This window comes from Pseudoduganella sp. UC29_71 (assembly GCF_042693265.1).
In the GTDB taxonomy this organism is placed as follows: domain Bacteria; phylum Pseudomonadota; class Gammaproteobacteria; order Burkholderiales; family Burkholderiaceae_D; genus Rugamonas.
Map to the genome: position 1 here is coordinate 5,089,160 of NZ_CP170549.1, position 26,604 is coordinate 5,115,763.

Annotated in this window: 22 protein-coding genes and 1 pseudogene; 10 read left to right on the top strand and 13 right to left on the bottom strand. The window is 66.5% G+C overall.

The window, feature by feature from the left end:
• The first annotated feature begins 31 nt into the window (after positions 1–31).
• From aroQ to ACFJI2_RS22580, 6 genes are all read left to right on the top strand, one after another.
• Positions 32–469, top strand: a complete 438-nt coding sequence (gene aroQ / locus ACFJI2_RS22555; protein ID WP_132135715.1) for a type II 3-dehydroquinate dehydratase — start codon at positions 32–34, stop codon at positions 467–469.
• 89 nt (positions 470–558) lie between these two features.
• Positions 559–1,029, top strand: a complete 471-nt coding sequence (gene accB, locus ACFJI2_RS22560; RefSeq protein WP_132135718.1) for an acetyl-CoA carboxylase biotin carboxyl carrier protein — start codon at positions 559–561, stop codon at positions 1,027–1,029.
• 103 nt (positions 1,030–1,132) lie between these two features.
• Positions 1,133–2,491 carry an acetyl-CoA carboxylase biotin carboxylase subunit gene (accC, locus tag ACFJI2_RS22565; RefSeq protein WP_107876727.1) on the top strand — a complete coding sequence of 453 codons (1,359 nt, stop codon included), beginning with the start codon at positions 1,133–1,135 and terminating at the stop codon, positions 2,489–2,491.
• The gene (gene prmA, locus ACFJI2_RS22570) at positions 2,488–3,423 is read left to right on the top strand and encodes a 50S ribosomal protein L11 methyltransferase (protein ID WP_377701993.1); all 936 of its coding nucleotides are present in this window, start codon (positions 2,488–2,490) and stop codon (positions 3,421–3,423) included. The genes accC and prmA overlap by 4 nt, the downstream gene beginning before the upstream one ends.
• Positions 3,424–3,438: 15 nt before the next feature.
• Complete coding sequence (locus ACFJI2_RS22575) at positions 3,439–4,911, top strand: DUF3426 domain-containing protein (RefSeq protein WP_377701994.1); 1,473 nt, start codon at positions 3,439–3,441, stop codon at positions 4,909–4,911.
• Between the two features lie 9 nt (positions 4,912–4,920).
• A complete protein-coding gene (locus ACFJI2_RS22580) occupies positions 4,921–5,862 on the top strand; it encodes a carbohydrate kinase family protein (protein ID WP_377701996.1) in 942 nt (313 codons plus the stop codon).
• A 69-nt stretch (positions 5,863–5,931) separates the two neighbouring features.
• Here the strand turns inward: ACFJI2_RS22580 and ACFJI2_RS22585 are convergent, their stop codons facing one another.
• Together ACFJI2_RS22585 and ACFJI2_RS22590 are read right to left on the bottom strand one after the other, a co-directional pair.
• The gene (locus ACFJI2_RS22585) at positions 5,932–6,444 is read right to left on the bottom strand and encodes a YggT family protein (protein WP_377705884.1); all 513 of its coding nucleotides are present in this window, start codon (positions 6,442–6,444) and stop codon (positions 5,932–5,934) included.
• A gap of 93 nt (positions 6,445–6,537) precedes the next feature.
• Entirely contained in the window at positions 6,538–7,257 is a 720-nt protein-coding gene (locus ACFJI2_RS22590; protein WP_377701998.1) for a hypothetical protein, read from the bottom strand.
• A 5-nt stretch (positions 7,258–7,262) separates the two neighbouring features.
• Between ACFJI2_RS22590 and ACFJI2_RS22595 the strand changes: the two genes are divergently transcribed.
• A complete protein-coding gene (locus tag ACFJI2_RS22595) occupies positions 7,263–7,778 on the top strand; it encodes a hypothetical protein (RefSeq protein ID WP_377701999.1) in 516 nt (171 codons plus the stop codon).
• 509 nt (positions 7,779–8,287) lie between these two features.
• Here the strand turns inward: ACFJI2_RS22595 and ACFJI2_RS22600 are convergent.
• On the bottom strand, positions 8,288–9,178 hold the full coding sequence (locus tag ACFJI2_RS22600) for a LysR substrate-binding domain-containing protein (protein ID WP_377702001.1): 891 nt from the start codon (positions 9,176–9,178) through the stop codon (positions 8,288–8,290).
• A 118-nt stretch (positions 9,179–9,296) separates the two neighbouring features.
• Between ACFJI2_RS22600 and ACFJI2_RS22605 the strand changes: the two genes are divergently transcribed.
• Positions 9,297–9,683 (top strand): RidA family protein, encoded by a 387-nt coding sequence (locus ACFJI2_RS22605; RefSeq protein WP_107876740.1) that lies wholly within the window; start codon positions 9,297–9,299, stop codon positions 9,681–9,683.
• 456 nt (positions 9,684–10,139) lie between these two features.
• On the opposite strand, the gene ACFJI2_RS22610 is transcribed toward ACFJI2_RS22605, so the two are convergent.
• From ACFJI2_RS22610 to ACFJI2_RS22655, 10 genes are all read right to left on the bottom strand, one after another.
• Positions 10,140–11,240, bottom strand: a complete 1,101-nt coding sequence (locus ACFJI2_RS22610; protein WP_181259889.1) for a ribonucleotide-diphosphate reductase subunit beta — start codon at positions 11,238–11,240, stop codon at positions 10,140–10,142.
• Positions 11,241–11,344: 104 nt separating this feature from the next.
• Complete coding sequence (locus ACFJI2_RS22615) at positions 11,345–14,266, bottom strand: ribonucleoside-diphosphate reductase subunit alpha (RefSeq protein ID WP_377702003.1); 2,922 nt, start codon at positions 14,264–14,266, stop codon at positions 11,345–11,347.
• 212 nt (positions 14,267–14,478) lie between these two features.
• Complete coding sequence (gene ampD / locus ACFJI2_RS22620) at positions 14,479–15,168, bottom strand: 1,6-anhydro-N-acetylmuramyl-L-alanine amidase AmpD (RefSeq protein ID WP_377702004.1); 690 nt, start codon at positions 15,166–15,168, stop codon at positions 14,479–14,481.
• Complete coding sequence (locus tag ACFJI2_RS22625; RefSeq protein ID WP_377702005.1) at positions 15,165–17,003, bottom strand: sigma 54-interacting transcriptional regulator; 1,839 nt, start codon at positions 17,001–17,003, stop codon at positions 15,165–15,167. The genes ampD and ACFJI2_RS22625 overlap by 4 nt, the downstream gene beginning before the upstream one ends.
• 26 nt (positions 17,004–17,029) lie before the next feature.
• Entirely contained in the window at positions 17,030–18,721 is a 1,692-nt protein-coding gene (locus ACFJI2_RS22630) for a sensor histidine kinase (protein WP_377702006.1), read from the bottom strand.
• A 1-nt stretch (position 18,722) separates the two neighbouring features.
• Positions 18,723–19,067: a PP0621 family protein gene (locus tag ACFJI2_RS22635; RefSeq protein WP_107876754.1), complete on the bottom strand. Its 345-nt coding sequence runs from the start codon at positions 19,065–19,067 to the stop codon at positions 18,723–18,725.
• Positions 19,064–19,867, bottom strand: coding sequence for a cytochrome c biogenesis protein CcsA (locus tag ACFJI2_RS22640; RefSeq protein WP_107876756.1), 804 nt, complete (start codon positions 19,865–19,867; stop codon positions 19,064–19,066). Before ACFJI2_RS22640 ends, ACFJI2_RS22635 begins: the two co-directional genes overlap by 4 nt.
• 51 nt (positions 19,868–19,918) lie before the next feature.
• Entirely contained in the window at positions 19,919–20,713 is a 795-nt protein-coding gene (locus tag ACFJI2_RS22645; RefSeq protein WP_377702007.1) for an ABC transporter ATP-binding protein, read from the bottom strand.
• The gene (locus ACFJI2_RS22650; protein ID WP_377702008.1) at positions 20,713–21,546 is read right to left on the bottom strand and encodes an ABC transporter permease; all 834 of its coding nucleotides are present in this window, start codon (positions 21,544–21,546) and stop codon (positions 20,713–20,715) included. The genes ACFJI2_RS22645 and ACFJI2_RS22650 overlap by 1 nt, the downstream gene beginning before the upstream one ends.
• Before the next feature lie 9 nt (positions 21,547–21,555).
• The gene (locus ACFJI2_RS22655) at positions 21,556–22,533 is read right to left on the bottom strand and encodes an ABC transporter substrate-binding protein (protein ID WP_377702009.1); all 978 of its coding nucleotides are present in this window, start codon (positions 22,531–22,533) and stop codon (positions 21,556–21,558) included.
• Positions 22,534–22,804: 271 nt separating this feature from the next.
• On the opposite strand from ACFJI2_RS22655, the gene ACFJI2_RS22660 reads away from it, so the two are divergent.
• Positions 22,805–25,117 (top strand): hypothetical protein, encoded by a 2,313-nt coding sequence (locus ACFJI2_RS22660; RefSeq protein ID WP_377702011.1) that lies wholly within the window; start codon positions 22,805–22,807, stop codon positions 25,115–25,117.
• A 95-nt stretch (positions 25,118–25,212) separates the two neighbouring features.
• Positions 25,213–26,581, top strand: a pseudogene (gene ffh / locus ACFJI2_RS22665) (signal recognition particle protein).
• Positions 26,582–26,604: the final 23 nt, after the last annotated feature.

Here is a 26,604-nt window from a genome sequence, read left to right on the forward strand (position 1 = left end):
GCGAAACTTTCGCGGAAAACGGTCTGGACACATGGCAAAAAACCTCCTGCTACTGAATGGCCCCAACCTGAATTTGCTGGGGACGCGCGAGCCTGAGGTGTATGGCAGCGACACGCTGGCCGATGTGGAACGGGCCGCCCAGGCGCAGGCGCAGGCAGCCGGCGCGCAGCTGGCTTGCTTCCAAAGCAACCATGAAGGCGCGTTGATCGACCGTATCCACGCCGCGCGCGGCGAGGGCGTGGATATGATCGTCATCAACCCGGGTGGACTGACGCACACCAGCGTGGCCCTGCGCGATGCGCTGGCCGGGGTGGCGATCCCGTTTATTGAAGTCCATATTTCGAACATTTACCGGCGTGAGGAATTCCGCCACCATTCTTTTCTCAGCGCGGTCGCGCAAGGAACGATCTGCGGCCTGGGCATAGACGGGTATCGCTTAGCCATCGACTTTGCTCTTAAAAACCGTTAATCTACGCGATCTGCGCGCATTTATCGCGGCGACGCCCCACAAAGGCTTGCTGCCCCAATCACATAACAAAGATACACAGGGAGTCTCAGATGGATCTACGCAAGCTCAAGACGTTGATTGACTTGGTCGCTGAATCGGATATTGCCGAGCTCGAAGTGACGGAAGGCGAGAGCAAAGTACGCATCGTCAAATCGTCCGCCATGCCGCAAAACCAGGTTGTGATGATGCAACCGCAAGGCATGCAGCCGCAGTACCAGCAGCACGCCGCCGCCCCGGTGGCCGCGGCCCCAGTCGCCAGCGTTCCGGCTGCCGCCGCTGAGCCAACCGGCCACGTGGTCAAGTCGCCCATGGTGGGCACGTTCTACCGCTCCTCCGCGCCGGGCGCCGCCGCCTTCGTCGAAGTGGGCCAGTCCATCAAGGAAGGCGACACCCTGTGCATCATCGAAGCGATGAAGCTGCTCAATGAAATCGACGCGGACGTGTCCGGCGTCGTGACCCAGATCCTGGTGGAAAACGGCCAGCCGGTCGAGTTCGGCCAACCCCTGTTTGTGATCGGCTAAATCGGGCGCGCGGCCAGTGGACACTTCCGCCGGCCGCCCCGATCTGGTTCCGCACTCTCTCTACACCCTGGAGCAGCCGCTCCCCACAAACACAGAACCTGCCATGTTTGAAAAAATCCTTATTGCCAACCGCGGCGAAATCGCGCTGCGCATCCAGCGCGCCTGCCGAGAAATGGGCATCAAGACGGTGGTGGTCCACTCCGAAGCCGACAAGGACGCCAAGTACGTGAAGCTGGCCGACGAGTCGGTCTGCATCGGGCCGGCCGCCTCCACCCTGAGCTATCTGAACATGCCGGCCATCATCAGCGCGGCCGAAGTGACCGACGCCGAAGCGATCCACCCGGGCTACGGCTTCCTGTCGGAGAACGCCAACTTCGCCGAGCGCGTGGAGAAATCCGGCTTCGTATTCATCGGCCCGCGCGCCGAGTCGATCCGCATGATGGGCGACAAGGTGTCGGCCAAGCAGGCCATGATCAAGGCCGGCGTGCCCTGCGTGCCCGGCTCGGACGGCGCCCTGCCGGAAGATCCGAAAGCCATCGTGCAGATCGCGCGCAAGGTGGGCTACCCGGTCATCATCAAGGCGGCCGGCGGCGGCGGCGGACGCGGCATGCGCGTGGTGCACACCGAGGCGGCCCTGATCAACGCGGTGGCCATGACCAAGGCGGAAGCCGGCGCCGCGTTCGGCAATCCGGAAGTCTACATGGAGAAATACCTGGAAAATCCGCGCCACGTGGAAATCCAGATCCTGGCCGACGAGCATAAGAACGCCGTGTGGCTGGGCGAGCGCGACTGCTCGATGCAGCGCCGCCACCAGAAAGTGATTGAAGAAGCGCCGGCGCCGGGCATCCCGCGCAAGCTGATCGAGAAGATCGGCGACCGCTGCGCCGAAGCCTGCCGCAAGATCGGCTACCGCGGCGCGGGCACCTTCGAGTTCCTGTACGAGAACGGCGAGTTCTATTTCATCGAGATGAACACCCGCGTGCAGGTGGAACACCCTGTAACCGAGATGATCACGGGCATCGACATCGTGCAGGAGCAGATCCGCATCGCCGCCGGCGAGAAGTTGCGCTTCCGCCAGCGCGACGTGATGCTGGCCGGCCACGCCATCGAGTGCCGCATCAACGCCGAAGACCCGTTCAAGTTCACGCCGTCGCCAGGCCGCATCACGTCGTGGCATGCACCGGGCGGTCCGGGCGTGCGCGTCGATTCGCATTCCTATGCCGGCTATTACGTGCCGCCGCACTACGATTCGATGATCGGCAAGGTCATCACCTACGGCGCCACGCGCGAGCAGGCCATCCGCCGCATGCAGATCGCGCTGTCGGAAATGGTGGTCGAGGGCATCCAGACCAACATCCCGCTGCACCGCGAACTGATGGTGGACGCACGCTTCATCGAAGGCGGCACCAACATCCATTACCTGGAACAGAAACTGGCAGCGATGCCTAAGGCGGACAAATGAATTACGTAGAAATCGTCATCGAGGTCGCGCGCGACCACGCCGAGGCGCTGTCGGACGCGTTGATGGAAGCGGGCGCGCTGTCGGTCTCGGTGGAAGATGCCGATGAGGGCACCGATGCCGAGAAGCCGCTGTTTGGCGAGCCGGGCATGGAACCGGAAGAGGCGGCGTGGGATCACTCCCGCGTGGTCGCCCTGACCGGCGAGGACGCCGACCAGGCGGCCATCGTAGCGGAAGCTGCGGCGGCCATCAGCCTGGCCGAGGTGCCGAAGTTCACCCTGCGCGGCGTGGAGGAGCAGGACTGGGTGCGCCTGACGCAGTCGCAGTTCGATCCCATCCACATCGGCAAGAACATCTGGGTGGTACCGAGCTGGCACGAGGCGCCCGATCCGGACGCGCTGATCCTGGAACTGGACCCGGGCCTGGCTTTCGGCACCGGTTCGCATCCGACCACCCGATTGTGCATGGAGTGGCTGGAGGCGCATCCGGCGCCGGGCAAGACGGTGCTGGACTACGGCTGCGGTTCGGGCATCCTGGCCATGGTGGCCCGCAAGCTGGGCGCGGGCGCGGTGGCCGGCGTGGACATCGATCCGCAGGCGATCGAGTCGGCGCGCGACAACGCGGTGCGCAACCAGGTGGCCGAGATTGAATACTTTCTGCCGGACGGCTTTGCCGAGTCGGCGCACGCGAATGCGCGCTTCGACATCGTGGTGGCCAACATCCTGTCGAGCCCATTGAAGCTGATGGCGCCGATGTTGTCGGGCCGCGTGGCCGACGGCGGTTCGCTGATCCTGTCGGGCGTGCTGGCGCGCCAGGCGGAGGAAGTGGCGGCCGCGTACGCGCCGTTCATCAAGCTGGGCGTATGGGCGGAACTGGACGGCTGGGTGGCGCTGCACGGCGTACTTGGCAGCGATACTGCACCGCAAGCCCGCTAAGCTCACGCTAGCACGATGGCGCTCGCCACCAAATGCCCCCACTGCAACACGATATTTCGGGTCGCCCACGACCAGCTGAAATTACGTGGGGGCATAGTGCGCTGCGGCGCCTGCCATGAAGTTTTCGACGGCAATGCGGCGCTGGTTGAACCGGCGCTGAAGCAGCCCGTCATCATCGATCTGCCCTCGGCGCCGACTCCGGCGCCGACCTCCTCCCCTGAACTCGAAGCCCTGATCACCACGCTGGACGCGCGCGCCGGCGAGGCCGAGCATGGCGAGGCGTTCGATCTGGATCTGGATCTGGACCTCGATATCGACATCGACGAGGAACCGCAGGACGCGCTGTCGATCGGCGAGGTCGAGGCGCGGCCGGCGCGGGCGTCCGATGAGCCGCCTCCGGCAGCGCCGGGAGAGCCGCCGGAGGTGTCGCCGGAGGGGCCGGCCGAAGCGCAGGAGGCGGCCACGGCCCCGTCCGAGCCGGCCTACCCGCCCCTGTCCGCACTGGACGACGAGGAGCGCGCGCACGAGCGCCAGGATGAGCCGGCGCTGGAAGAGGCCGACGAACACCTGACCGCAGTCGCGCTGCATGACAGCTTCGAGCTGGACGCCTACCCCGCCCGCAGCGCCGAGCGCGACGAGCTGGAAGGCGACGTCGTAACGCTGTCCGCCGCCGGCAGGGCAGATGCCGAAGCCTACACCGACACAGACACCGGCGCGCAGGCCGACGGCGAAGATGATGCAGGTACAGCTGCCAGCGCCCACGCCGCCGCCGACGACGCGGCTACGGCAACCGATACCGATGCTGACGCTGATGCTGATGCTGATGCTGATGCTGCGGATGCTGATGCTGTCGATGCCGCCGCCGCTGCCGCAACCCCTGCCGAACCTGCACCCGGCCCCGCCGCGCCCGCCTCGGGCGGCCTGGCCGCGGCCGGCCTGGCTGCGGGGCAGGACGACGACGAACCTGGCTTCGTCAAACGCGACCGCCGCCGCAAGCAGGTCGGCAAGGCGGCCAAAGTCGCCATGGCGGTGGGCATCCCGCTGCTGCTGGCCGCGCTGGCCGCGCAGGTGCTGGGCACGTTCCGCAACCCGCTGGCGGCCGCCGTGCCGTCGCTGAAGCCGGCGCTGGTGTCGGCCTGTGCGCTGGCCGGCTGCACGGTGGAGCTGCCGGCGCAGATCGACGCGCTGAGCATCGAACAAGGCGAGCTGCAGACGCTGGCCGACAATGTCTTCAGCTTCACCACTACCTTGCGCAACGGTGCGCGCAGCGCCCAGGCCTGGCCGCACATCGAACTGATACTGAACGACGACGCCGGCAAGCCGGTGCTGCGGCGCGTGTTCGCGCCGCGCGAGTATCTGGCCGCCACCGTGGCCCCGGCCGACATGGCCAAAGGTTTCGCGCCGCGCTCCGAGCAATCGGTTAAGCTGTATTTCGAACTGGCCCAGATCAAGGCATCGGGCTATCACATCGCAGTTTTCTATCCATAAGAACCTATCATGAACCAGACCTCCCTGATCTGCGGATCGCTCGCCATCGACTTCATCATGCAGCATGAAGGCCGTTTCGCCGACAGCCTGCTGGCCGACCAGCTGCACAAGGTGAACGTGTCCTTCCTGGTGCCGACCATGCGCACCGAGTTCGGCGGCTGCTCCGGCAACATCGCCTACAACCTGAAGCTGCTGGGCGGCGAAGGCCGCATCGTCGGCGTCATGGGCCAGGACAGCGGCCCTTACCTGGCGCGCCTGCAGAAGCTGGGCATCTCGACGGCCAATATCCTGATCAAGGGCGACGCCTACACGGCGCAGTGCTTCGTCACGGCCGATAGCGAAAACAACCAGATCAACGCCTTCCACCCGGGTGCGATGTCGTTCGCGCACGAGAACCCGGTAGCCAACGCCGGCCCGGCGCGCGTGGCCATCATTTCGCCGGACGGCCACCTGGGCATGCTCAAGCACGCCGACGACCTGGCCGCGCTGGGCATCCCCTTCATGTTCGATCCGGGCCAGCAGATGCCCATGTTTAACGGCGAGCAGCTGATCTCCTTCATCGACAAGGCCACCTATGTCACCTGCAACGACTACGAGATCGAGCTGCTGATGTCCAAGACCGGGCTGACCTTGCAGGACATCGCCGGCCGCCTGGAGGCGCTGGTCGTCACGCGCGGCGAGCAGGGTTCCGAGATCTACTCCGGCGGCCAGCGCATCGACATCCCGGCCGTGACGGCCGAAGCGGTGCTGGACCCGACCGGCTGCGGCGACGCCTACCGCGCCGGCCTGCTGTACGGCATCACGCACGACTTGAACTGGGAAACCACGGGCCGCCTGGCCAGCCTGCTGGGCGCGATCAAGATCGCGCACAAGGGCGCGCAGAACCACGTGCTGACCAAGGAGCAGATCGCCGAGCGCTTCGAGGCGGCGTTCGGTTACCGTTACGAATAAAAAAAGGCGGCCTGCGCCGCCTCTGCATCCGTAGGGCGGGTTAGCGCATCGCGCGTAACCCGCCTTTTTTTATCTGCCGAACAGCATCCCCAAGACCAGCTGCGCAATCTGCAGCAAGATCAAGGCCACCAGCAGCGACAAGTCCAGGTTGCCCACCAGCGGCACCACCTTGCGCAGGGGGCGCAGCAGCGGCTCGTTGAGGGCGCGGATGAAGGGCGCCAGCGGCGCATGCGGGTTGACCCAGCTGAAGATGGCTTCGATCACCAGCATGGCCATGAAGCCATATAGTATCCATTGCAGGAAGCGGTGCAGCGCGGCCAGCAGCACGGCCTGCCACGGCGCGCCGACGAAGAACAGCACCGAGGTGGCCAGCAACACGATCAGGAAGGCGCCGATCAGGCTGGCCCAATCGAAGCCGCCCACGCCGGGCACCACGCGGCGCAGCGGGCGCACCAGCCAGTCCGACAGTTGGAAGGTGAATTGCGCCACCGACGACGGCGGACGCACGCGGATGGCTTGCATCCAGAAGCGCAACAACAGGACAGCGCCGAGCAAACCGGCGACGGTGTCCACTATCAGCATGACGATACTAAGCACGGGCTCCCTCCATAAAAAAACCGCTGTGTGATTGTCTCACACAGCGGCCTGGCCTCATAAGGCTAGCGACGACTCAGCTCAGGATGGACGAGTGCTGGTCGGGAACGGCCATGCGGCCGCCGGGGTCGGCACGGTCTTCGCGGCTGGTGCGGCGGCCGGTGCGGCTGCGGCAGCAGGTGCGGCTGCAGGCTTGGCGGCTTCCTTCTTAGGAGCAGCGGCCTTCTTCGGCGCGGCCGGCTTTTTCACTGCCGGTTTGGCAGCGGCGGCTGGCGCTGGCGCGGCAGCTGCCGGTGCGGCTGCTGCTGGCGCAGCAGCAGGGGCAGCTGCCGCCTTGGCAACTGCCTTAACGGCCTTTTTTGCTGCTGGCTTGGCGACGCCTTTCGCCGCAGGCTTTGCTGCTGCTTTGGCTGCTGGCTTGGCGGCGGCTTTCGCTGCAGGCTTGGCTGCTGGCTTGGCTGCGGCCTTCTTGGCGGCTGGTTTAGCAGCTGGCTTGGCAGCAGCTTTCGCTGCAGGCTTGGCGGCTGGCTTAGCGGCAGCTTTCTTGGCTGCTGGTTTAGCTGCTGGCTTGGCTGCGGCTTTTTTCGCTGCAGGCTTGGCGGCGGCTTTCTTGGCAGCTGGCTTGGCGGCTGGTTTAGCTGCTGCCTTCTTCGCTGCCGGCTTGGCTGCTGGTTTAGCGGCCGCTTTCTTGGCGGCTGGTTTGGCGGCTGGTTTAGCTGCAGCTTTTTTAGCTGCTGGCTTGGCGGCGGCTTTCTTCGCGGCCGGCTTGGCTGCTGGCTTGGCTGCGGCTTTCTTGGCCACTGGCTTTGCTGCGGCTTTCTTCGTTACTGGCTTGGCTGCTGCTTTTGCCGTGGTCTTCGCTGCCGGCTTGGCTGAGCTTTTTCGCTACTGGCTTGGCTGCGGCTTTCTTCGCTGCTGGTTTAGCTGCCGGCTTGGCGGCGGCTTTCTTCGCTGCCGGTTTCGCTGCTGGTTTAGCGGCGGCTTTCTTCGCTGCCGGCTTGGCTGCCGGCTTAGCGGCGGCTTTCACCGCTGGCTTGGCGGCCGGTTTGGCGGCGGCTTTCTTTGCGGCTGGTTTGGTGGCAGCGGCTGCTTTAGCCGCTGGTTTCTTTACTTCTTTCTTTGCTTTTGCTGTAGCCATTTTGGTCTCTCCTTCATCTAGAGATGAGAATTACGCACAAGATTTAAACCCGTCCGGCCCCCTGGCCAGGCGAATTATTCATCGGCGCAAACGACGGTTTGCGCTAATGAATTCGGCACCAGCTGAACTGCTGCAACTCCTCACGTTTGCAGCGCTTCAGCCCCGACGCCGGCGTTCGCTATGAACGGCCGACGCACTAAATCTTGTTGCGATGTTTGCGGTCCGCGGGCGTGCGCTCAGCTCCAGTCGTCCCCATCGCAGCCACATCACGTTTTGTTTTTCGAAGAAAAAACCGCCCGACCTGAGTCGTTCTCAGGCAAGGCGGTCATCGAAAAAACGGTGTGGTCTTGTGCATACTCGTGCGTGTTCGTATCCCATTTTGTTGATCGTTTTGCGGGTGCGAGCGGCTGAAAAAACCGCACAAAAAAAATCACGCAAATTCAATCTCGTAAAGTACACGAAAACCTTGTCGGTGCGCAACCGGCACAACTAACTTTCGCACTCTTTTTTGCACGTTAGGCGCGCTATCGCACATTAGTTCACCAAATGCAGACACTGCGCGCCGATTTTTTCGCGCGCTGCGCCTCGTCGATCAGCATCGCGAGCGCGCGCAAAACCGGAAAATGCGCGCGCGGTTTTTCGCGGCGCGAGCAAGGAAGCCTTGCGCGCACAGGCGCACTTTGGCGCGCTGCTTCAGTGCGCGGCGAAGTGCTCGTGCACCCACTGGCGCAGCACCGTCGTGGCCGGCCGCGCCGAAGCGCGCGCGCTGTACACGAGGTCGTAGCGGAAGCTCTCGAGCGACAGGTCGAACGGCTGCACCAGCACACCGGCAGCGAGTTCCTCTTCCACCAAAGTGAGACTGAGCAGGCCAATGCCCTGACCGGCGATGGTCGCTTGCACCGCGTGCAGTTCCTCGCTGAAGGACACGCCGGTGTCGGCGTCGATGCCGGACGCGCCGGCGGCGGCCAGCCACTGCCGCCACTCGACCGCGCGCTCGTCGCCGCGTACCGCGTCGCCCCACTCGAAGTGGATCAGGGTGGCGCGGCGCAGCTCGCGCATGCTGCGGATGTTGAGCAGCGGACTGCACACGGGCGCGAAGCGGTCCTCGAACAGGTGCTCGACCAGCAGGCCCGGATACAGGCCGGTGCCGTAGCGGATGGCCGCGTCGGCGTCGGCGTCGAGGTCGACCAGCTCGTTGGATGCGTCCAGGCGCAGGGTCCAGTCGGGGTAGGCGTCGCGGAAGGCGCCGGCGCGGGTGGCCAGCCGGCGCGCCATGAAGGCGACCGTGGACGACAGGCGCGCCACCTGCGCGCCCTGCGCGCGCACCAGCTGCTCGATGGCGCGCTCGATGCTGTCGAAGCCGTCGCGCAAGGTGGGAAACAGCTGGCGCCCGGCGGCGGTCAGGGTGACGCGGCGCGGGCCGCGCTCGAACAGCTCGACGCCGATGGCCTGCTCGAGGTGCTTGATCTGGTGGCTCACGGCGGTGGGCGTGACGTTCAGTTCTTCGGCCGCGTCCTTGAAGCTGAGGCGGCGCGCGGCCGCTTCGAATACGCGCAAGGCGCCGATGGCGGGCAGTTTTCTCATCGTGGCTATGGATTAGTTTTACTCACCTGTCAGGTGAGGAATGATCGTTTGCCACCGTAGGGCGGCGTTCGCATAATGGTCTTCACTTCATTTTAACTCAGCCATCAAAGGACAGACCATGCAACTCGAACAGATCCACACCACACCCGATCCGTACGCGCCCTACCTGCTGTCGCAGGCGATCCGCGCCGGCGGCCTGCTCTATATATCCGGCCAGGCCGGCGTGGGCGACGACGGCGCCATCGTCGGCGCGGATGATTTCGACGCGCAAGCCGCACAGGCGTTCCGCAACCTGGAGCGGGTGCTGAAGGCCGGCGGCTCGGACTTGCGGCGCGTCATCAAGGTGACCATCTACCTGACGTCGATGGCGCACTTCGAGCGCATCGTCGCGCTGCGCCGCCAGTGGTTCGCGCCGCCCTACCCGGCCGACACCATCGTCGAGGTGGCGGCGCTGTACGCGCCGGAGGCGATGATAGAGATCGAAGCCATCGCCGCCGCCGGTTAGCCGGAGGCGAAGGCCAGCGATTACTGCCACGCGTCCTCATGGATGGGCTGGAGCATCTCGCGCTCCACCAGTTTCCTGAGCCGCAGGCCCGCTGCGGATCGGTGAGCGCCGCCACGCAGATCGCGCTCGCGCGGCACGGCCAAGGCTGGGATCACGGCTATTTCGGCGGGTCGGCATGGCTCTGTGATGCGCGTGCTCGACCAGGGCAAGGTCCAGTTGCGCTCACCGTTCAGCCTTACCCAGACATCGCGCAAGCGTTGCGGCCGTGACCGGCCGCCGTCAGCGTGAATTGCCGGGGCGAGACCGGCACGCTGCGGAAGAGCAGCTCGTCGCCCACCACCTGCGGGCGGCAATCCAGTGCTTGATGGCTAGCCTGAGCACCTCGGACACGCTCCCCCGCGCCCGCCCAAAAAAAACCCGGCGCAGAGGCCGGGTTCTTGATGAAGCAGTAGCGGATCAGTCCCAGTTCAGGGCGCCGCCGGTCTGGTATTCGGTGACGCGGGTCTCGAAGAAGTTGCGTTCCTTCTTCAGGTCGATCATCTCGCTCATCCATGGGAATGGATTCTCAGGCTGGTCGAACAGCGTTTCCAGGCCGATCTGGGTGGCGCGGCGGTTGGCGATGAAGCGCAGGTAGCCCTTGAACATGGCTGCGTTCAGACCCAGCACGCCGCGCGGCATGGTGTCTTCCGCGTAAGCGTATTCCAGCTCCACGGCCTTCATGAACAGGCCCTTGATCTCTTCCTTGAAGGCCGGCGTCCACAGCAGCGGGTTTTCCATCTTGATGGTGTTGATCAAGTCGATGCCGAAATTGCAATGCATCGATTCGTCGCGCAGGATGTACTGGTACTGCTCGGCGGCGCCCATCATCTTGTTCTGGCGGCCCAGCGCCAGGATCTGGGTGAAGCCGACGTAGAAGAACAGGCCTTCCATCAGGCAAGCGAACACGATCAGCGACTTGAGCAGCTTCTGGTCGTTTTCCACGGTGCCGGTGGTGAAAGCCGGGTCGGTCAGCGTGTTGATGAACGGAATCAGGAACTCGTCCTTGTCGCGGATCGACTTCACTTCATTGTAGGCGTTGAAGATTTCCTGCTCGTCCAGGCCCAGCGATTCCACGATGTACTGGTAGGCGTGGGTGTGGATAGCTTCCTCGAAGGCCTGGCGCAGCAGGTACTGGCGGCATTCCGGCGCCGTGATGTGGCGGTAGGTGCCCAGCACGATGTTGTTGGCGGCCAGCGAGTCGGCGGTGACGAAGAAGCCCAGGTTGCGTTTCACCAGGCGGCGCTCGTCTTCGGACAGGCCGTTCGGGTTCTTCCACAGCTCGATGTCGCGCTGCATGTTCACTTCCTGCGGCATCCAGTGGTTGGCGCAGCCGGCCAGGTATTTGTCCCAGGCCCATTTGTACTTGAATGGCACCAGCTGGTTGACGTCGGTCTGGCCGTTGATGACGCGCTTGTCGTCGGCGTTCACGCGGCGCGCGATCTGCTCGGCGGTGCCTTCGGCGTTGAGTGGTGCTTGGGGTTGCGCGGCGGGCGCAGTGTCTTCGTCCCAGGACAGCATGATATTTCCTTCGTTAATGATTGCGGCGCGGATCGGCGCGCGGATAAGTACATTGTAGCCCCGTAGGGCGGGTTAGCGCGCCAGCGCGTAACCCGCCGCAACGATTACTGGCAGGCTTCGCATTCCTCGAAACCGTCGTCACCCGGACGCAGGTAGCAGGCGGCGCCCTCTTCCACGGCGGCGGCGGGCGCCGCAGCGGGGGCCGCAGCGGCGATGGCGCTGGCCGACATGCCGCCGTCCACGGCCACCGCGTTCAGCGCGCCGGTCTTGGAGGTCGATTTCTCCATGTGGGTGGCGGCGATGGTGCGCAGGTAGTAGGTGGTCTTCAGGCCACGCAGCCAGGCCAGCTTGTAGGTCTCGTCCAGCTTCTTGCCCGACGCGCCAGCCATGTAGATGTTCAGCGACTGGGCCTGGTCGATCCACTTCTGGCGGCGGGAAGCCGCTTCCACCAGCCAGCTTGGCGATACTTCGAAGGCGGTGGCATAGATCTCGCGCAGGTCTTGCGGCACGCGGTCGATCTTGGTCAGCGAACCGTCGAAGTACTTCAGGTCGGCAATCATCACCTCGTCCCACAGGTTGCGCGCCTTCAGGTCACGCACCAGGTAGGAGTTGATTTCGGTGAACTCGCCCGACAGGTTGGACTTCACGTACAGGTTCTGGAACGTTGGCTCGATGCAAGCGGACACGCCGATGATGTTCGAAATGGTCGCGGTCGGAGCGATCGCCACGCAGTTCGAGTTGCGCATGCCGAACTTCTTGATGCGGTCGCGCACCGGGGTCCAGTCCATGGCCGCCGAACGGTCCTGCTCCAGGTAGCCGGCGCCGCGCTCTTCGGCCAGCAGCGCGATCGAGTCCTGCGGCAGGATGCCGCGGTCCCACAGCGAACCCTTGTACGACTCGTAGTGGCCGCGCTCTTCGGCCAGCTCGGTCGAGGCCAGATAGGCGTAGTAGCACACCGCTTCCATCGAGGTGTCGGCGAAGTTCACGCATTCCTGCGACGAGAACGGCACGCGCATCATGTGCAGGCAGTCCTGGAAGCCCATCACGCCCAGGCCCACCGGACGGTGGCGCATGTTGGCGTTGCGGGCCTTGTCCACCGCGTAGTAGTTGATGTCGATCACGTTGTCGAGCATGCGCATCGCGGTGCGGATGGTCTTTTGCAGCTTCACGTGGTCCAGCTTGCCCTCTTTCATGTGGGCCGGCAGGTTCACCGAACCCAGGTTGCAGACGGCGATTTCGTCCGGACCGGTGTTCAGGGTGATCTCGGTGCACAGGTTGGACGAGTGCACCACGCCCACGTGCGACTGCGGCGAGCGGATGTTGCACGGGTCCTTGAAGGTGATCCATGGGTGGCCGGTTTCGAACAGCATGGACAGCATCTTGCGCCACAGGTCCAGCGCGGCGATTTTCTTGAACACGCGGATTTCGCCGGCAGCGGCCTTGGCTTCGTAGCCGGTGTAGGCCAGTTCGAAGGCCTTGCCGACCTTGTCGTGCAGGTCCGGCGTTTCGGACGGCGAGAACAGGGTCCAGTCGCCTTTTTCCATCACGCGCTTCATGAACAGGTCGGGAATCCAGTTCGCGGTGTTCATGTCGTGGGTGCGGCGGCGGTCGTCGCCGGTGTTCTTGCGCAGGTCGAGGAATTCCTCGATGTCCATGTGCCAGGTTTCCAGGTAGGCGCATACCGCGCCCTTGCGCTTGCCGCCCTGGTTGACCGCCACGGCGGTGTCGTTGACCACTTTCAGGAACGGCACCACGCCCTGCGATTTGCCGTTGGTGCCCTTGATGTGGGCGCCCAGCGCGCGCACCGGGGTCCAGTCGTTGCCCAGGCCGCCGGCGAACTTGGCCAGCAGCGCGTTCTCCTTAATGGCGTCGTAGATGCCTTCCAGGTCGTCCGACACGGTGGTCAGGTAGCACGACGACAGCTGCGAGCGCAGCGTGCCGGAGTTGAACAGGGTCGGGGTGGACGACATGAAGTCGAAGGTCGACAGCAGGTTGTAGAACTCGATGGCGCGCGCTTCGCGGTTGTCTTCGCGCAGCGCCAGGCCCATGGCCACGCGCATGTAGAAGGCCTGCGGCATTTCGATGCGCACGTCGCGCACGTGCAGGAAGTAGCGGTCGTACAGGGTCTGCAGGCCGATGTAGCCGAACTGCAGGTCGCGGTCGGCCACCAGGGCCTTGGCCAGCTTGGCCAGGTCGAACTTGGCCAGCTCGGCGTCCAGCAGCTCGTTCTCGATACCCTTGGCGATGTATTGCGGGAAGTAGGTGATGTACTCGGCGGCGGCTTTCGCTTGCGCCACTTCGTGGCCGAACACTTCCTTGCGGATGGTGTGCAGCAGGATGCGGGCCGTCACTTGCGAGTAGGCCGGGTCTTTTTCCATCAGCGCGCGGGCGGCCAGGATGGCGGACTTGTGCAGTTCTTCGACCGGCACGCCGTCGTACAGGTTCTTCACGGTCTCGGCCAGGATGGCGTCCGAGTCGACGTGCTTTTCCAGGCCGGAGCAGGCCGCGCCGATCAGGTCGCGCACTTCCTGCATCACCAGCGGACGGCGCACGCCGTTCTCGGTCACGCTCAGTTCCGGCTCGGCAGCGGCAGCGGCGCCCTGCGACTCTTTTTTGGCGCGGCGCTCTTCCATGTGCTTGGCGCGGTACAGCACGTAGGCGCGCGCCACGTCGTGCTGGCCCGAGCGCATCAGCGCCAGTTCCACCTGGTCCTGCACGTCTTCGATATGGAAAGTGCCGCCGGACGGCTGGCGGCGCACCAGGGCCGACACCACGCTGTTGGTCAACTCTTCGACGATCTCACGCACACTGGCGGACGCGGCGCTCTGGCCGCCGTGCACGGCCAGGAAAGCCTTGGTCATGGCGACATTGATCTTGGACGGTTCGAACGCGACCACCGCGCCATTGCGGCGGATGATGCGGAAATCGCCCAGGGCGCTGGCAGCCGTGGCCAGGCCGCTGACTGCGCCCGCCGATGCCGGCGCTTGTGGCGCCGGGGTGTTCGTGATGTCTTGAGTAGATTGCATTTAAGCTCCCGAAATAGCAGTGTGTTGCCAGCGTGTTTTTGATAATAAAGTTCGTCAATTGCCCAAAAGCACGTTTGAGCAATTGCCAAGATTTAGTACTACATCTAGTGAACCGGGCAAATATAGCCACTAATTGTAGTTAGCCTGCCTGGGCAAGACAAGGGGAAATTGGCGCAAAAAGGGCAATTTTTCTATTGACATTTTAAGACGCCCTAACGCTCGGGCCGGAGCGGGATAGCAAGCACTAACGCGTCGTTCTGGGCTGCCTTTTCCTTGAGCAGCCGGTCCAGCAGGTCCCAGTCGAAACAGGGGCCGGGGTCGGTCTTGCGGCCGGGCGCGATATGCTCGTGGCCGGTGACAAAGCGTAAAGGGTAGCGCTTTTGCAACGCCGCCGCCAGTGCCGCCAGCACCTCATATTGCACTGGCGAAAACGCAACATTGTCCGTTCCTTCAAGTTCCACGCCGACCGAAAAATCGTTGCAGTTGGCACGTCCCTGGAAGGACGATAGGCCGGCATGCCAGGCCCTGTCGTTGCAAGAAACATATTGCACCACCCGGCCGTCGCGCCGCACGAAAAAGTGCGCCGACACCTCCAGCCCGCGCAGGTCCGCAAACGACGGGTCAGCATTATAGTCTACCCGGCCGGTGAACAGGTCGGACACGTGCGGCCCGCCGAACCGGCCAGCGGGCAGGCTGATGTTGTGCACCACCAGCAGCTCGACGGCCATGCCGTCCGGGCGCGCGTTGAAGAAGGGCGAGGCGTAGCGCGCCGCCGCGCCGCGCGGTTCGCTGCCGTTGCCGTTGCCGTCGCTGCCGTCGGCCCCGCCCGCTGCTGCCTCGGACTCGCCCGCCGCTGCGGCCAGCCAGCCGTCCGCGCCGATCGCATAACGCGGCGCGCTCACGCCTCCGGCTCCTGGATATTCAGCTTCTGCATCTGGTAGCGCAGCTGGCGGAAGCTGATGCCCAGCAGGCTGGCGGCCTGCGTGCGGTTGTACTGCGTCTGCGCCAGCGCGCGCGTGATGATGTCGCGCTCGACCTGGGCCAGGTAGTCGGGCAGGTTGCTCGGCAGCGCGTCCAGCGGCGGCAGCGGCAACGCGGGGCGCGCTGCCGCGCCGGCGCCATCCGCTGCAGGGGCTGCAGAGGCTGCGGGGGCTGTGGGGGCGGCGGCTGCGGCTGCGGGGGCGGCGGCTGCGGCGGCGGCTGCGGGGGCTGCGGGGGCGGCGGCTGCGGCGGCGGCTGCGGGGGCTGCGGGAGCGCCAGCCGGCTGGGCGCCAGCCGGGTGCAGGCCAGCCGGGTGCAAGCCAGCCGCGTGGCCGCCAGTTGTGGAGGCGCCGGCGGACGGCGCCGCGCGCTCCGCGCCCGGCAGCGGCATGAAGCCCTGCGGCACGGCGGACGGGGCACGGACGGGCACCCCCTGTGCCGACCCGGCGGGGGCAGCGCCCGCGCCGGCGCGCAGCTCGGCCGGAGGGGGGACGTAGCCGGGCGGCATGTCGGCCGCGCGGTTGCCCTTGAGCGCCAGGTCGCGCACCTCAATCACGCCGTCGTTGGCGAAGGCCAGCGCGCGCTCCAGGATATTTTCCAGTTCGCGCACATTGCCCGGAAATGGGTAGCCGCGCAGCGCCTCCAGCACGCCCGGCCCCAGCACCACCTTCTGCTCGAAAGTGCCCAGGCGCGCCAGGATGGCGTCGGTCAGCACGCCCAGGTCATCGGCGCGCTCGCGCAGCGGCGGCAGGCTCAGCTCGATCACGTTCAGGCGGTAAAACAAGTCCTGCCGGAACGCGCCCTGCTCCACCAGCTGCTCCAGGTTCTTGTGCGTGGCGCTGATGATGCGCACGTCCACCGCCTCCTCGGCCGTGGCGCCGATCTTGCGCACGCGCCGCTCCTGGATGGCGCGCAGCAGCTTGACCTGCATGGCCAGCGGCAGGTCCGCCACCTCGTCCAGCATCAGCGTGCCGCCGTTGGCGGCCTGGAAAAAGCCGTCGCGCTCGTCGGCCGCGCCGGTGAACGCGCCCTTGCGGTAGCCGAAGAACTCGGCCTCCATCAGCGCCTCGGGAATCGCGCCGCAATTGACGGCGATGAAGGGCTTGCCGGCGCGCGAGCTTTGCGCGTGGATCTCGCGCGCGGCCAGTTCCTTGCCGCTGCCCGATTCGCCATTGATGGCGATCGGCGCCATCGAACGCGCCAGGCGCGCGATCTGTGCCCGCAGCGCCTGCATCACGGCCGACTCGCCTTTCAGGCGGCTGGCCTCGCGCGGCGCCGCACCCGGCGTCTCGGCCGGCGGCGCGTTCAGCCGCAGCGCCGACTGCACCATCACCCGCAGCTGGTCCAGCGCCACCGGCTTGCTGATGTAGTCGAAAGCGCCGGCCTTGAGCGCCACCACCGCGTTGTCCGCGCTGCCGTACGCCGTCACCACCGCGATCGGCGTGTTGCGGAACGTGGCCGACACCTCGCGCACCAGTTCCAGTCCCAGCCCGTCCGGCAGGCGCATGTCGGTCAGCACCAGCGCGTACGGTCCCGGCCCGGCTGCGCCGCCATTGCCGCCATTGCCGCCATTGCCCCCGTTGCCGCCCGCGTCGGCCGGCCCCTGCGCCTGTGCCAGGTAGGCGCGCGCCTGCGCCAGGTTCTCGGCGCTGTCCACGTCCAGCCCCATCTTGAGCAGGGTAATTTCCAGCAACTCGCGCAGGTCGGCTTCATCGTCGACGATCAGCACGCGCGGGGAACTGCGGGGAGCACTCATGGGTGTCCTTCTATATAGTAGGTGGTTCAGGCGCCCGGCCTGGCAAACGTGATGACGAAGCGGCCGCTCGAACTGCGGCTGCCGTCGGCCTGCACGCCGGGGTCGAAACGGTATTCATAGTCCAGCATGGCCTCGTTATTCAAGCACAATTCGCGCGCCAGATACAGGCCCAGTCCGGTGCCCTTGCTGGAGGTGGTGTAAAACGGCTCGAACAGGTGGGCGCGCACCTCGGGCGAGATGCCGGGGCCGTCGTCCTGCACGTGCAGCTCCAGCCCCGCGCCGCGTCCGCGCCCGCCCACCACGAACAGGCGGATGCTGCCCTGCCCGCCGCTGGCGTAGCGCACCGCGTTGTTGAGCAGGTTGAGCACCACCTCGCGCAGGTGCAGGCCGTCGAAGCGCACCATGGCCGCCGCGCCGCCGCCGCCCGCGTCCACCCGCACGATGCCCGGCGCCAGCGCGTGCGTATCCTGGAATTCGGCCGCCAGCTCGGCCAGGAAGCCGGCCAGCGCCAGCGGCTCGCTGTGCGGCTGCACCTTGCGCGACAGCTGCAAAATGTCCTCCACCATGCGGTTCACGCGCGCCACATTGTCGCCCACGATCTTGAGCAGCCGCGCGTGCACCGGCCCGTCCAGGTCCTCGCTCAGCAGCGAAGTGGCGTGGCCGATGGCCGACAGCGGGTTGCGCACCTCGTGCGCGATGCTGGCCGTGAGCCGCCCCATGGACGCCAGCTTCAGGTCCTGCGCCTGGTTCTCGATGGCCGTCACGTCCTGCAGGAAGATCACGCTGCGTTCCACCTCCAGGCCCTCGGTTTCCACCGCCGCGAAGCGCACTTTCAGGTGCGCGGCCAGGTCGCGCCGCGCGCTCCAGGCCGCCGTCACCTCCTGCAAGGCCGGATCGGTATAGGGCTTGATGGTCAGGAAGGCCGTGGCCTGGGCCGGGTCGGCGCGCCAGTCGTGGTAGGCGCGCGCCAGCGGCGCCAGCGCCGGCGCCGCGTCCAGCCGGAACTGCGCGTCGCCGGCCAGGCCCAGCATCTGCTGCGCGGCCGGATTGCCCGCGTACACCTGGCCGTCCGCGCCCAGCACCACGATGCCGTCGCTCATGTGCGACATCACCAGCCGGTTCACCGCCTGCTGCACGCCGATCTCCACGCCGCGCCGCGCGGCCAGCTCTTCCTGCCCGATCAGCTTGGCCGCCATGCGGTTGACCACCCACACGGCCGCCAGGAAGGCCGCGCCGAACAGGCCGGACGGCAGCAAGGTGCTGTCGGCGTCGTGCACCACCATCTGCCACAGGCTGGCGCCGAGCATGAACAGCGCCACCAGCGAAGCGGAGAACAGCGCCAGCACCAGCGGCGCCAGGATGGCCAGCCCGGCCAGCGGGAACAGGTACAGGATGGCCAGGCCGCTGCGCGCGCCGCCGGCGCCCAGGTACAGCAGCGAAATGAGGGCCAGGTCGCAGGCGATCTGCAGCAGCAGCTGGGCCAGGAAGCGGCGCCGCACCTTGCTGGTGAGCACGGCGAAGCCCAGCGCCAGCAGCAGATAGGCGCCGCACACCTGGGCGTACAGCAAGGAGCCGGCGCCGCGCAGGCCGCGCGTGTCCACGCTCAGATAGGCCAGCAGCACCAGCGCGATCACCACGCGGGTGGCGTTCAGGGTTTGCAGCGAGCGCCAGAAGGTGTCGCGCGAAGCTGCCGTCAGCGCTTGCAGGCGCGGAGTCACATCAGGACGCCGGCAAGTCGGCGTGCGCCTGGCTGCAGAAATCGCGGCCGCCGCGCTGCACCGCTTCGGAGGCGGGGAAGAACACCCCGCAATGGGCGCAGCTGAGCATGGTCTCCGCCTCGGCCACGGCGCGTGCGCGCGCCTGCGCCTGCGGCGACGCGGCCTGGCGCGCCCGCTCCTGGGCCAGCGCCTCCGCCTCGGCCGCCGCGCGCGCGGCCGCCATGCGTTCGGCCTCGCGGCGCGGGTCGGCCTGCATCTGCTGGGCGCGCGCGGCCGCGCGCAGCTTGCTGCGGATTGCCGCCACCACCAGGAAAATCAGCGCCAGCCAGAACAAAATACGTGTCATGCCATTCCTCGATGCAAAACCACTTCCAGTACAAAACGGCTGCCGACATAGGCCAGCAGCAAGGTGGCGAAGCCCGCCAGGGTGAAACTGAGCGCCGTCTTGCCGCGCCAGCCGCGGAAGTGGCGCCCGGCCAGCAGCGCCGCAAACAGCAGCCAGGACAGCAAGGTGAACACGGACTTGTGGTCCCACTTGAGCGCCTTGCCGAATAATTCTTCCGAAAACACGATGCCCGACAGCACGGTCAGGCTGAGCAGCACGAAGCCGAAGGCGATCAGCCGGAACAGCAGCTTTTCCATGGTCAGCAGCGCCGGCAGCTGGTCCAGCGCGGCCGACAGGAAGCCGCTGCGCTCGCCGCGCGTGTGCAGGCGCGACTCCTGCAGCGCCATCAGCACCGCGTGGAAGGCGGCGATGGTGAGCGTGGCGTAGGCCAGCGTGGCGATGGCGATGTGCCAGCCCAGCATGCGCGCGTTGCCGTCCAGCGCCACCAGCGCGCCCGGGAAGGCCGCCTGCAGCGCCGCCGCCAGCGCCGCGCTGGGCATGACCATGCGGCGCAGCCCGTCCAGCGCGAAATTGCGGTTTTCCAGCCAGTAGGCGCCCACCGAGATCCACAGCGCGGCCGACAGCATGGCGGCAAAGCCGATGCGCAGCGAGCCGGGCGCGGACACGGCCAGCCACAGGCTCACGCCGTGCAGCAGCCAGGCCGCCGCCGTGGCGGCCGAGATCAGCGCCGGCCGGCGCGGCGGCAGGACGGCACACACAACATACAGCAGCGCGGCTGCGATCAGAAAATAAGTCTGCATGGGGGTGAGTTTACACTAAGCGGCTGCGGCACGCGGGCGGCGCCGCGGCGCCTAATCGACCGCCGCCATGCGCAGCTCGTCGTTGTGGTGGCGCTGCTGCTCCTCCATCACCAGCTGGCCCAGCTCGCGCTTGAGGGCGTTGAACTCGGGCGCGGCCGGGTCGCGGCCGCGCGGCAGGTCCACCAGCATGTCGCGCTTGACGGTGCCGGGCCGGTAGGTCATGACCACGATGCGGTCCGCCATGTAGATTGCTTCCTCGATGCTGTGGGTGACGAAAATAATCGTCTTCTTCAGCTCGGCCCAGATGCGCAGCAGCTCGTCCTGCAGGTTGCGCCGCGTCAGCGCGTCCAGCGCGCCGAACGGCTCGTCCATCAGCATGATGGGCGAATCGAGCGCCAGCACGCGCGCAATGGCCACCCGCTGGCGCATGCCGCCCGACAAGTCCTTCGGAAAGCGATTGCGGAAGTCGCTCAGCGACAGCATGGACAGCAGGCGCGCCACCGTGGCCTCGATCTGCGCCTTGGACTGGCCCTTGATCTCCAGCCCGAAGGCAATGTTGTCGGCCACCGTCATCCACGGGAACAGCGCGTACTCCTGGAACACCATGCCGCGCTCCGGCCCCGGCGCCTCGACGCGCTTGCCGTCGGCGAGGATGTGGCCGCTGCTCGGCAGCGCGAAGCCGGCCACCGCGTTGAGCAGGGTGGACTTGCCGCAGCCGGACGGCCCCAGCAGGCAGACGAACTGGCCCGGCGGAATGGCCAGGTCGATGTCCTTGAGCGCCACCACGTCGCGCTCGGCGGTCTGGAACACCTTGCTCACGTTGGCGATGATGATATGGTCGTCCATCAGTGCTCCAGTCCCCGGTGCCAGCGCAGCAGGTGGTTGTTGAGGCGGTTCATGCCGACGTCGATGGCCAGGCCCAGCAGGCCGATGGTGATCATGCCGGCAATGATCTTATCGGACCAGAAATACTCGCGCGCCTCCAGGATGCGGAAGCCCAGGCCGTTGTTGACTGCGATCATCTCCGACACGATGACGACGATGAAGGCCGTGCCGATGCCGATGCGCACGCCCGACAAGATATAGGGCACGGCGGCCGGCAGCATCACGCGCACGAACATGGTGGAGCCGGAAGCGCCCAGGTTGCGCGCCGCCCTGATATAGATGCTGTCGACCTGGCGCACGCCGGCGATGGTGTTCATCAGCACGGGGAAGAAGGCGCCCAGCGCGATCAGGAACACGGCCGGCGGGTTGCCCAGCCCGAACCACAGGATAGACAGCGGAATGTAGGCGATGGGCGGGATTGGCCGCAGCAGCTGGACCAGCGGATTCATCCACGCGTACACGCGCGCGCTGGCCCCCATCGACAGGCCGAGCGGCAGCGCCAGCCCGGCGCCGATGACAAAGCCCACCACCACGCGGTACAAGCTGCCCAGCGAATCGTGGATCAGTTCGCCCGACACGGCCCAGGCCAGCCAGCTGCCCTCGGCCGGCGCGTAGGGCTGCAGCGGCAGCAGATAGGCAACCCAGCGCTCGACCACCGCCAGCGGCGACGGCAGCACCTGCGGGTTGACCCAGCCCAGCACGGCCACGGCCTGCCATACGGCGATCACCACCGCCGGCACCACCAGCCCCACGCCCACTTCACGCCACGCGATGCGTCCCAGGGTTCGGCTCATACCGCCTCCTTATTTGACGTTCAGGCTCTTCTTGGCCGCGTCCAGCAGGTCGGTCTTGACCCAGTCCCTGGCCACCGGCGGCTTGGCCATCTTGCCCACGCCGGTCTTCACCATGACGTCGGTGGTGACCTGGATGTGCTCGGGCGTGATGTCGTAGGAGTACGGCGAGTTGCTGATCGCATCCTGGAAGTCGTCGCTGGTGATCTGGCCCTTGAACACCACGTCGCGCACGTATTTCTCGGCCACGGCGGGCTGGTCGATAAAGGTCTTGGTGGCCTCGACGAAGCAGCGCATGAACTTCTCGGCCAGCGGCCGCTTCTCCTTGTAGAACTTCTCCGTCATCACCATGGTGCGGATCGGCTCGCCGATCGGCGTGTCGTAGGGCTTGATGATCTCGGTGCCGAAGCCCTTGTTGAGCGCCTGCGAGGACTGCGGCTCGGACTGCATCATGGCGTCGATGTTCTTGCCCAGCAGCGCCTGGTTCAAGTCCGCGTAGGCCAGGAACACCAGCTGCACGTCCTTGCCCGGCTGGTCCGACACGGTCAGCCCGGCCTGCTGCAGCTCGGCCAGCAGCAGCACTTCCTGGATGCCGCCGCGCGTCACGCCCACCTTCTTGCCCTTCAAATCCTTGACCGACTTGAGCTTCAGGTCCGCGCGGCCCACCAGGCGCGCGCCGCCCTTGGCGAAGCCGGCCACCACCACGATGGGCGCGCCGCCGGCGCGGCCCGAGATGGCCGCCTCGGACGCGGTGGTGCCCACGTCCAGCTCGCCGGCAATGATGGCCTGCATCACGTCCAGGCCCTTGGCGAACATATGCTCCTCGACCTTGATGCCGCATTTGGGCGCGATCTCTTTTATATAGGAGACGGCGCCGTAGTGCGCAAACTTCAGGTTGCCCAACCGGACCACGTCCTGCGCCTGGGCCGCGCCCTGGCCCGCCACCAGCAGCGCCGCTGCCATTACCGTTGCGATCGCTTTCAGTTTCATCAAGGTCTCCTGTGAATGACAAATCATGCTGTTACGCCAATTTTTCTTCTGCGTTAATAGTACAAGCGTTGCCCGCGATCCAGAACAATTTTTTTGCGCAGCGGCGGCGCACTGTCACGCTTCGTTACAAAAGCGCCGCACCCGAGTGACAATCGGAGAGTTTGTGCGGCGGTTGGACAGGGTACAGTCGGCGCGCCATCAACATTGATCTTTCAATATGCTGGTGCGCAACGCAATCTTTCTGTCTCTGCCGCCCATCATGGAGTGCCCTATGATTTTTCCATCCTCTTTCCTGCCGCGGGCTGCCACGCTGCTCGCGCTGCTCGCGCTGGGCGCGTGCGGCGGCGGCGGTTCGACGTCCAGCCCCGGCCCCACGCCGCCGGCCGTCACTGAAACGCTGGCCGTGTCCGCGCCGGTCTGGCAAACCCTGGCCGGCGGCAAGGCCATCGGCCTGGCCGCCAGCACCGCCACCGGCGCCGCGCCGGCCTGGAACTTGGCGGCAGGCAGCCCCGGCAGCTTGTCGGCCGCCAGCGGCGCAACCGTCAACTACACGCCGCCGGCCAGCGTGGCCGCCATCACCCAGGTCAGCGTGACCGCCACCGTGGGCCCCCTGAGCAAAACCATGAAGCTGACGCTGTACCCCGACCCCGGCCAGCCTGGCCTGAGCCTGGTGGCCGGCCGCACGGGTCCCACCGACGGTGCCCCCGCCCTCGATGGCCAAGGCGCGGCGGCGCGCTTCAGCCGCCCGCAGCTGATGGCCGCAGCGCCCGACGGCTCGTTGTATGTGATCGACCAGGACGGCCAGCCGGCGCAGGAAAACCGCTTCAGCGTGCGCCGCGTGAGCGCGGCCGGCGTGGTCACCACACTATCGACCGGTAACGACCTTGCGCCCGGATTCCCGGTCTCGGTCACCAGCATTGCGGCCGACCGCAGCGGCAACGTCTACCTGACCACCGGCGCGCGCCATTCGCTGATGCACCTCACGCCGTTCGGCGGTGCCGTGTATAAACTGGGCGCCGACGGCAAACCCGTGCTGCTGGCCGGCGTGGCCCCGCACGACAAGAGCAGCGCCGACGCGCTGGTGGACGGCCCGCCGGCGGCGGCCCGCTTCGACGGCCCCACGCTGGCCGGCTTCGACGCCGAGGACAATCTCTACCTGTACGACACACCGCGCGTGGCCAGCGGCTGGCCCTACCGCAAGATCACGCCGGCCGGCGTGGTCAGCACCATTGCCACGCCGCCCGCCGACGTCACCGGCCTGCCCGACGGCAGCACCGAGCGCTACGCCGCAGCCCCTTCCGAGGGCGTGGTCTACCGCCTCAACGCGGACGGCAGCAAGACCGTGATTGCCGGCGTCAGCGGCCAAGGCGGCGAAGTGCTGGGCAGCCTGCCCGGCCTGCTCAACGGCCCCTTCGGCCTGGTGCCCGCCGGCCCTTACACCTACGCGCTGTTCTCCGGCCAGCGCATCGTCAAGCTGACCGTGCCGAGCATCCCGTATGCACCGCCCACGCTGGCCGTCACCGGCCCGACCGCGCCGGTGCTGGCCGGCGGCGCGCTGGTGGCGTTGAACGCGCAAGCGGGCCACGTCGCCCAAGCCAATTGGCAGCTGCTGTCCGGTTCACCCGGCAGCCTGTCGGCCACCAGCGGCCCCAGCGTGAGCTACACGCCGCCAGCCAGCGTGGAGGTCCCCACCACCGTGTCCATCCTGGTCAGTGCCGGGGGCGCCGGCAAAGTGCTCAGCTTCACGGTCTATCCGTCGCCCGGCGCGCCCGGCCTGTCGCTGCTGGCCGGCGCCGCCGCCGACAGCGGCACCGAGGCCGACGGCCAAGGCGCGGCTGCACGCTTCAAGAATCCATCGCAGTTGACGGTGGACGCGGTCGGCAACGTCTACGTGGCCGACCTGACCGGCAACCTCAGCGCCAGCTTCCCCGAACCCTACGGCCTCGCGCTGCGCAAAGTTGCGCCAGACGGCAGCGTCGTCACCCGCTACCGCAACGACACGCTGCAGCGCACCGTGAGCGGCATCGCGGTAGACGGCGCCAGCAACGTCTACCTGTCGGCCCACCCGTCACGCGTGGGCGTCGCGCCAGGGCGCGGCGGCGCCATCTACAAGATAGGCGCGGCCGGCACGCTGGACCTGTTCGCCGGCGCCGACAGCTACACCAACGGCGATCCGGAGCGCTTGGACGGCACCGGAAACGCCGCGCGCTTTTACTACCCCACCCTGGCCGGCATAGACGGCGCCGGCAACCTGTACGTCATCGAGTACACGCAAACCCTGCCGGCGGTGCCGGTATACCGCAAGATCACCCCGGCCGCCGTGGTCACCACCATCGCCGCGCTGCCGGACGGCCTGCAAAACGCACCGGACGGTAACCGCTACACGCCAGGCAACTACACCGTGCTGCGCACCAAGCCGGACAACAGCCAGAGCGTGGTGGCCGGCGTGAACGGCGTGGCCGGCACGCAGCTGGGCGCCCTGCCCGGCGGCCTGGACTACGTGCCGGCCGTGGCCAGCGCCGGCCCCGGCGTGCTGGTGGTCATTTCCGGCGGCGCCGTGCTGCGCCTGGTCCTGCCCAACTAGCGCGATGCACTAAGCGGAAAGGAAAGGCGCGCATAAGGTAAAATGGCGCCTTTCCGGCCGCAGCCGGACCATGCATCTTTATTAGTAGGTTGACCATGCTAGACAATCTGACCCAGCGCCTTGCCAAGGTCGTCAAGACCATGCGCGGCGAGGCGCGCCTGACCGAAGCCAACACCGCCGAGATGCTGCGCGAAGTGCGCATGGCGCTGCTCGAGGCCGACGTGGCCTTGCCGGCCGTGCGCGAATTCATCGCCAAGGTCAAGGAAAAAGCCCTGGGCGAGGAAGTCATTTCCTCGCTGACGCCGGGCCAGGCCCTGGTGGGCGTGGTGCAGCGCGAGCTGGCCGCGTTGATGGGCGCCGACCTCGGTCCGGAAGCGTCGCAGCTGTCGTTCGCACAGCAGCCGCCCGCCATCATCCTGATGGCCGGCCTGCAGGGTGTGGGCAAGACCACCACCGTCGGCAAGCTGGCCAAGTACCTGAAGGAAGAAAAGAAGAAGAAAGTGCTGACCGTCTCGGCCGACGTGTACCGTCCCGCCGCGATCGCCCAGCTGCAATCGGTGACCGGCCAGGTCGGCGCCGACTTCTTCCCCTCCACCGCGCAGGACAAGCCGGTCGACATCGCGCTGGCCGCGCTGGACTGGGCCAGGAAGCACTACCACGACGTGCTCATCATCGACACCGCCGGCCGCCTTGGCATCGACGAAGAGATGATGAAGGAGATCGCCGCCGTGCACAACGCGGTGAAACCGATCGAAACCCTGTTCGTGGTCGACGCCATGCTGGGCCAGGACGCCATCAACACCGCCAAGGCCTTCAACGACGCGCTGCCGCTGACAGGCATCGTGCTCACGAAGCTGGACGGCGACTCGCGCGGCGGCGCCGCGCTGTCGGTGCGCCACGTGACGGGCAAGCCGATCAAGTTCGCCGGCGTGAGCGAGAAGCTGGACGGCCTGGAGCCGTTCGACGCGGCGCGCATGGCCAGCCGCGTGCTGGGCATGGGCGACATCATGGCGCTGGTGGAAGAGGCGCGCAAGGGCGTGGACGCGAAAGCGGCTGCCGACCTGGCCGCCAAGGTCAAGTCGGGCGGCAAGTTCGACATGAACGACTTCAAGGCCCAGCTGGGCCAGATGAAGAAAATGGGCGGCATGGCCAGCCTGGTCGACAAGCTGCCGGCCCAGTTCCAGCAAGCCGCCGGCGGCGCCAGATATGGACCAGGCGGACAAGCAGGTGCGCCGCATGGTCGGCATCATCGACTCGATGACCCCGGCCGAACGCGCCAAGCCCGAGCTGATCAAAGCGACCCGCAAGCGCCGCATCGCGGCCGGCGCCGGCGTGCAGGTGCAGGAAGTCAACCGCATGCTGAACCAGTTCGAGCAGATGCAGACCATGATGAAAAAGCTTTCCGGCGGCGGCATGATGAAGATGATGCGCTCGATGAAAGGCATGATGCCCGGCCTGCGTTAAACCTCCGCGCAAGCCGCATGAAA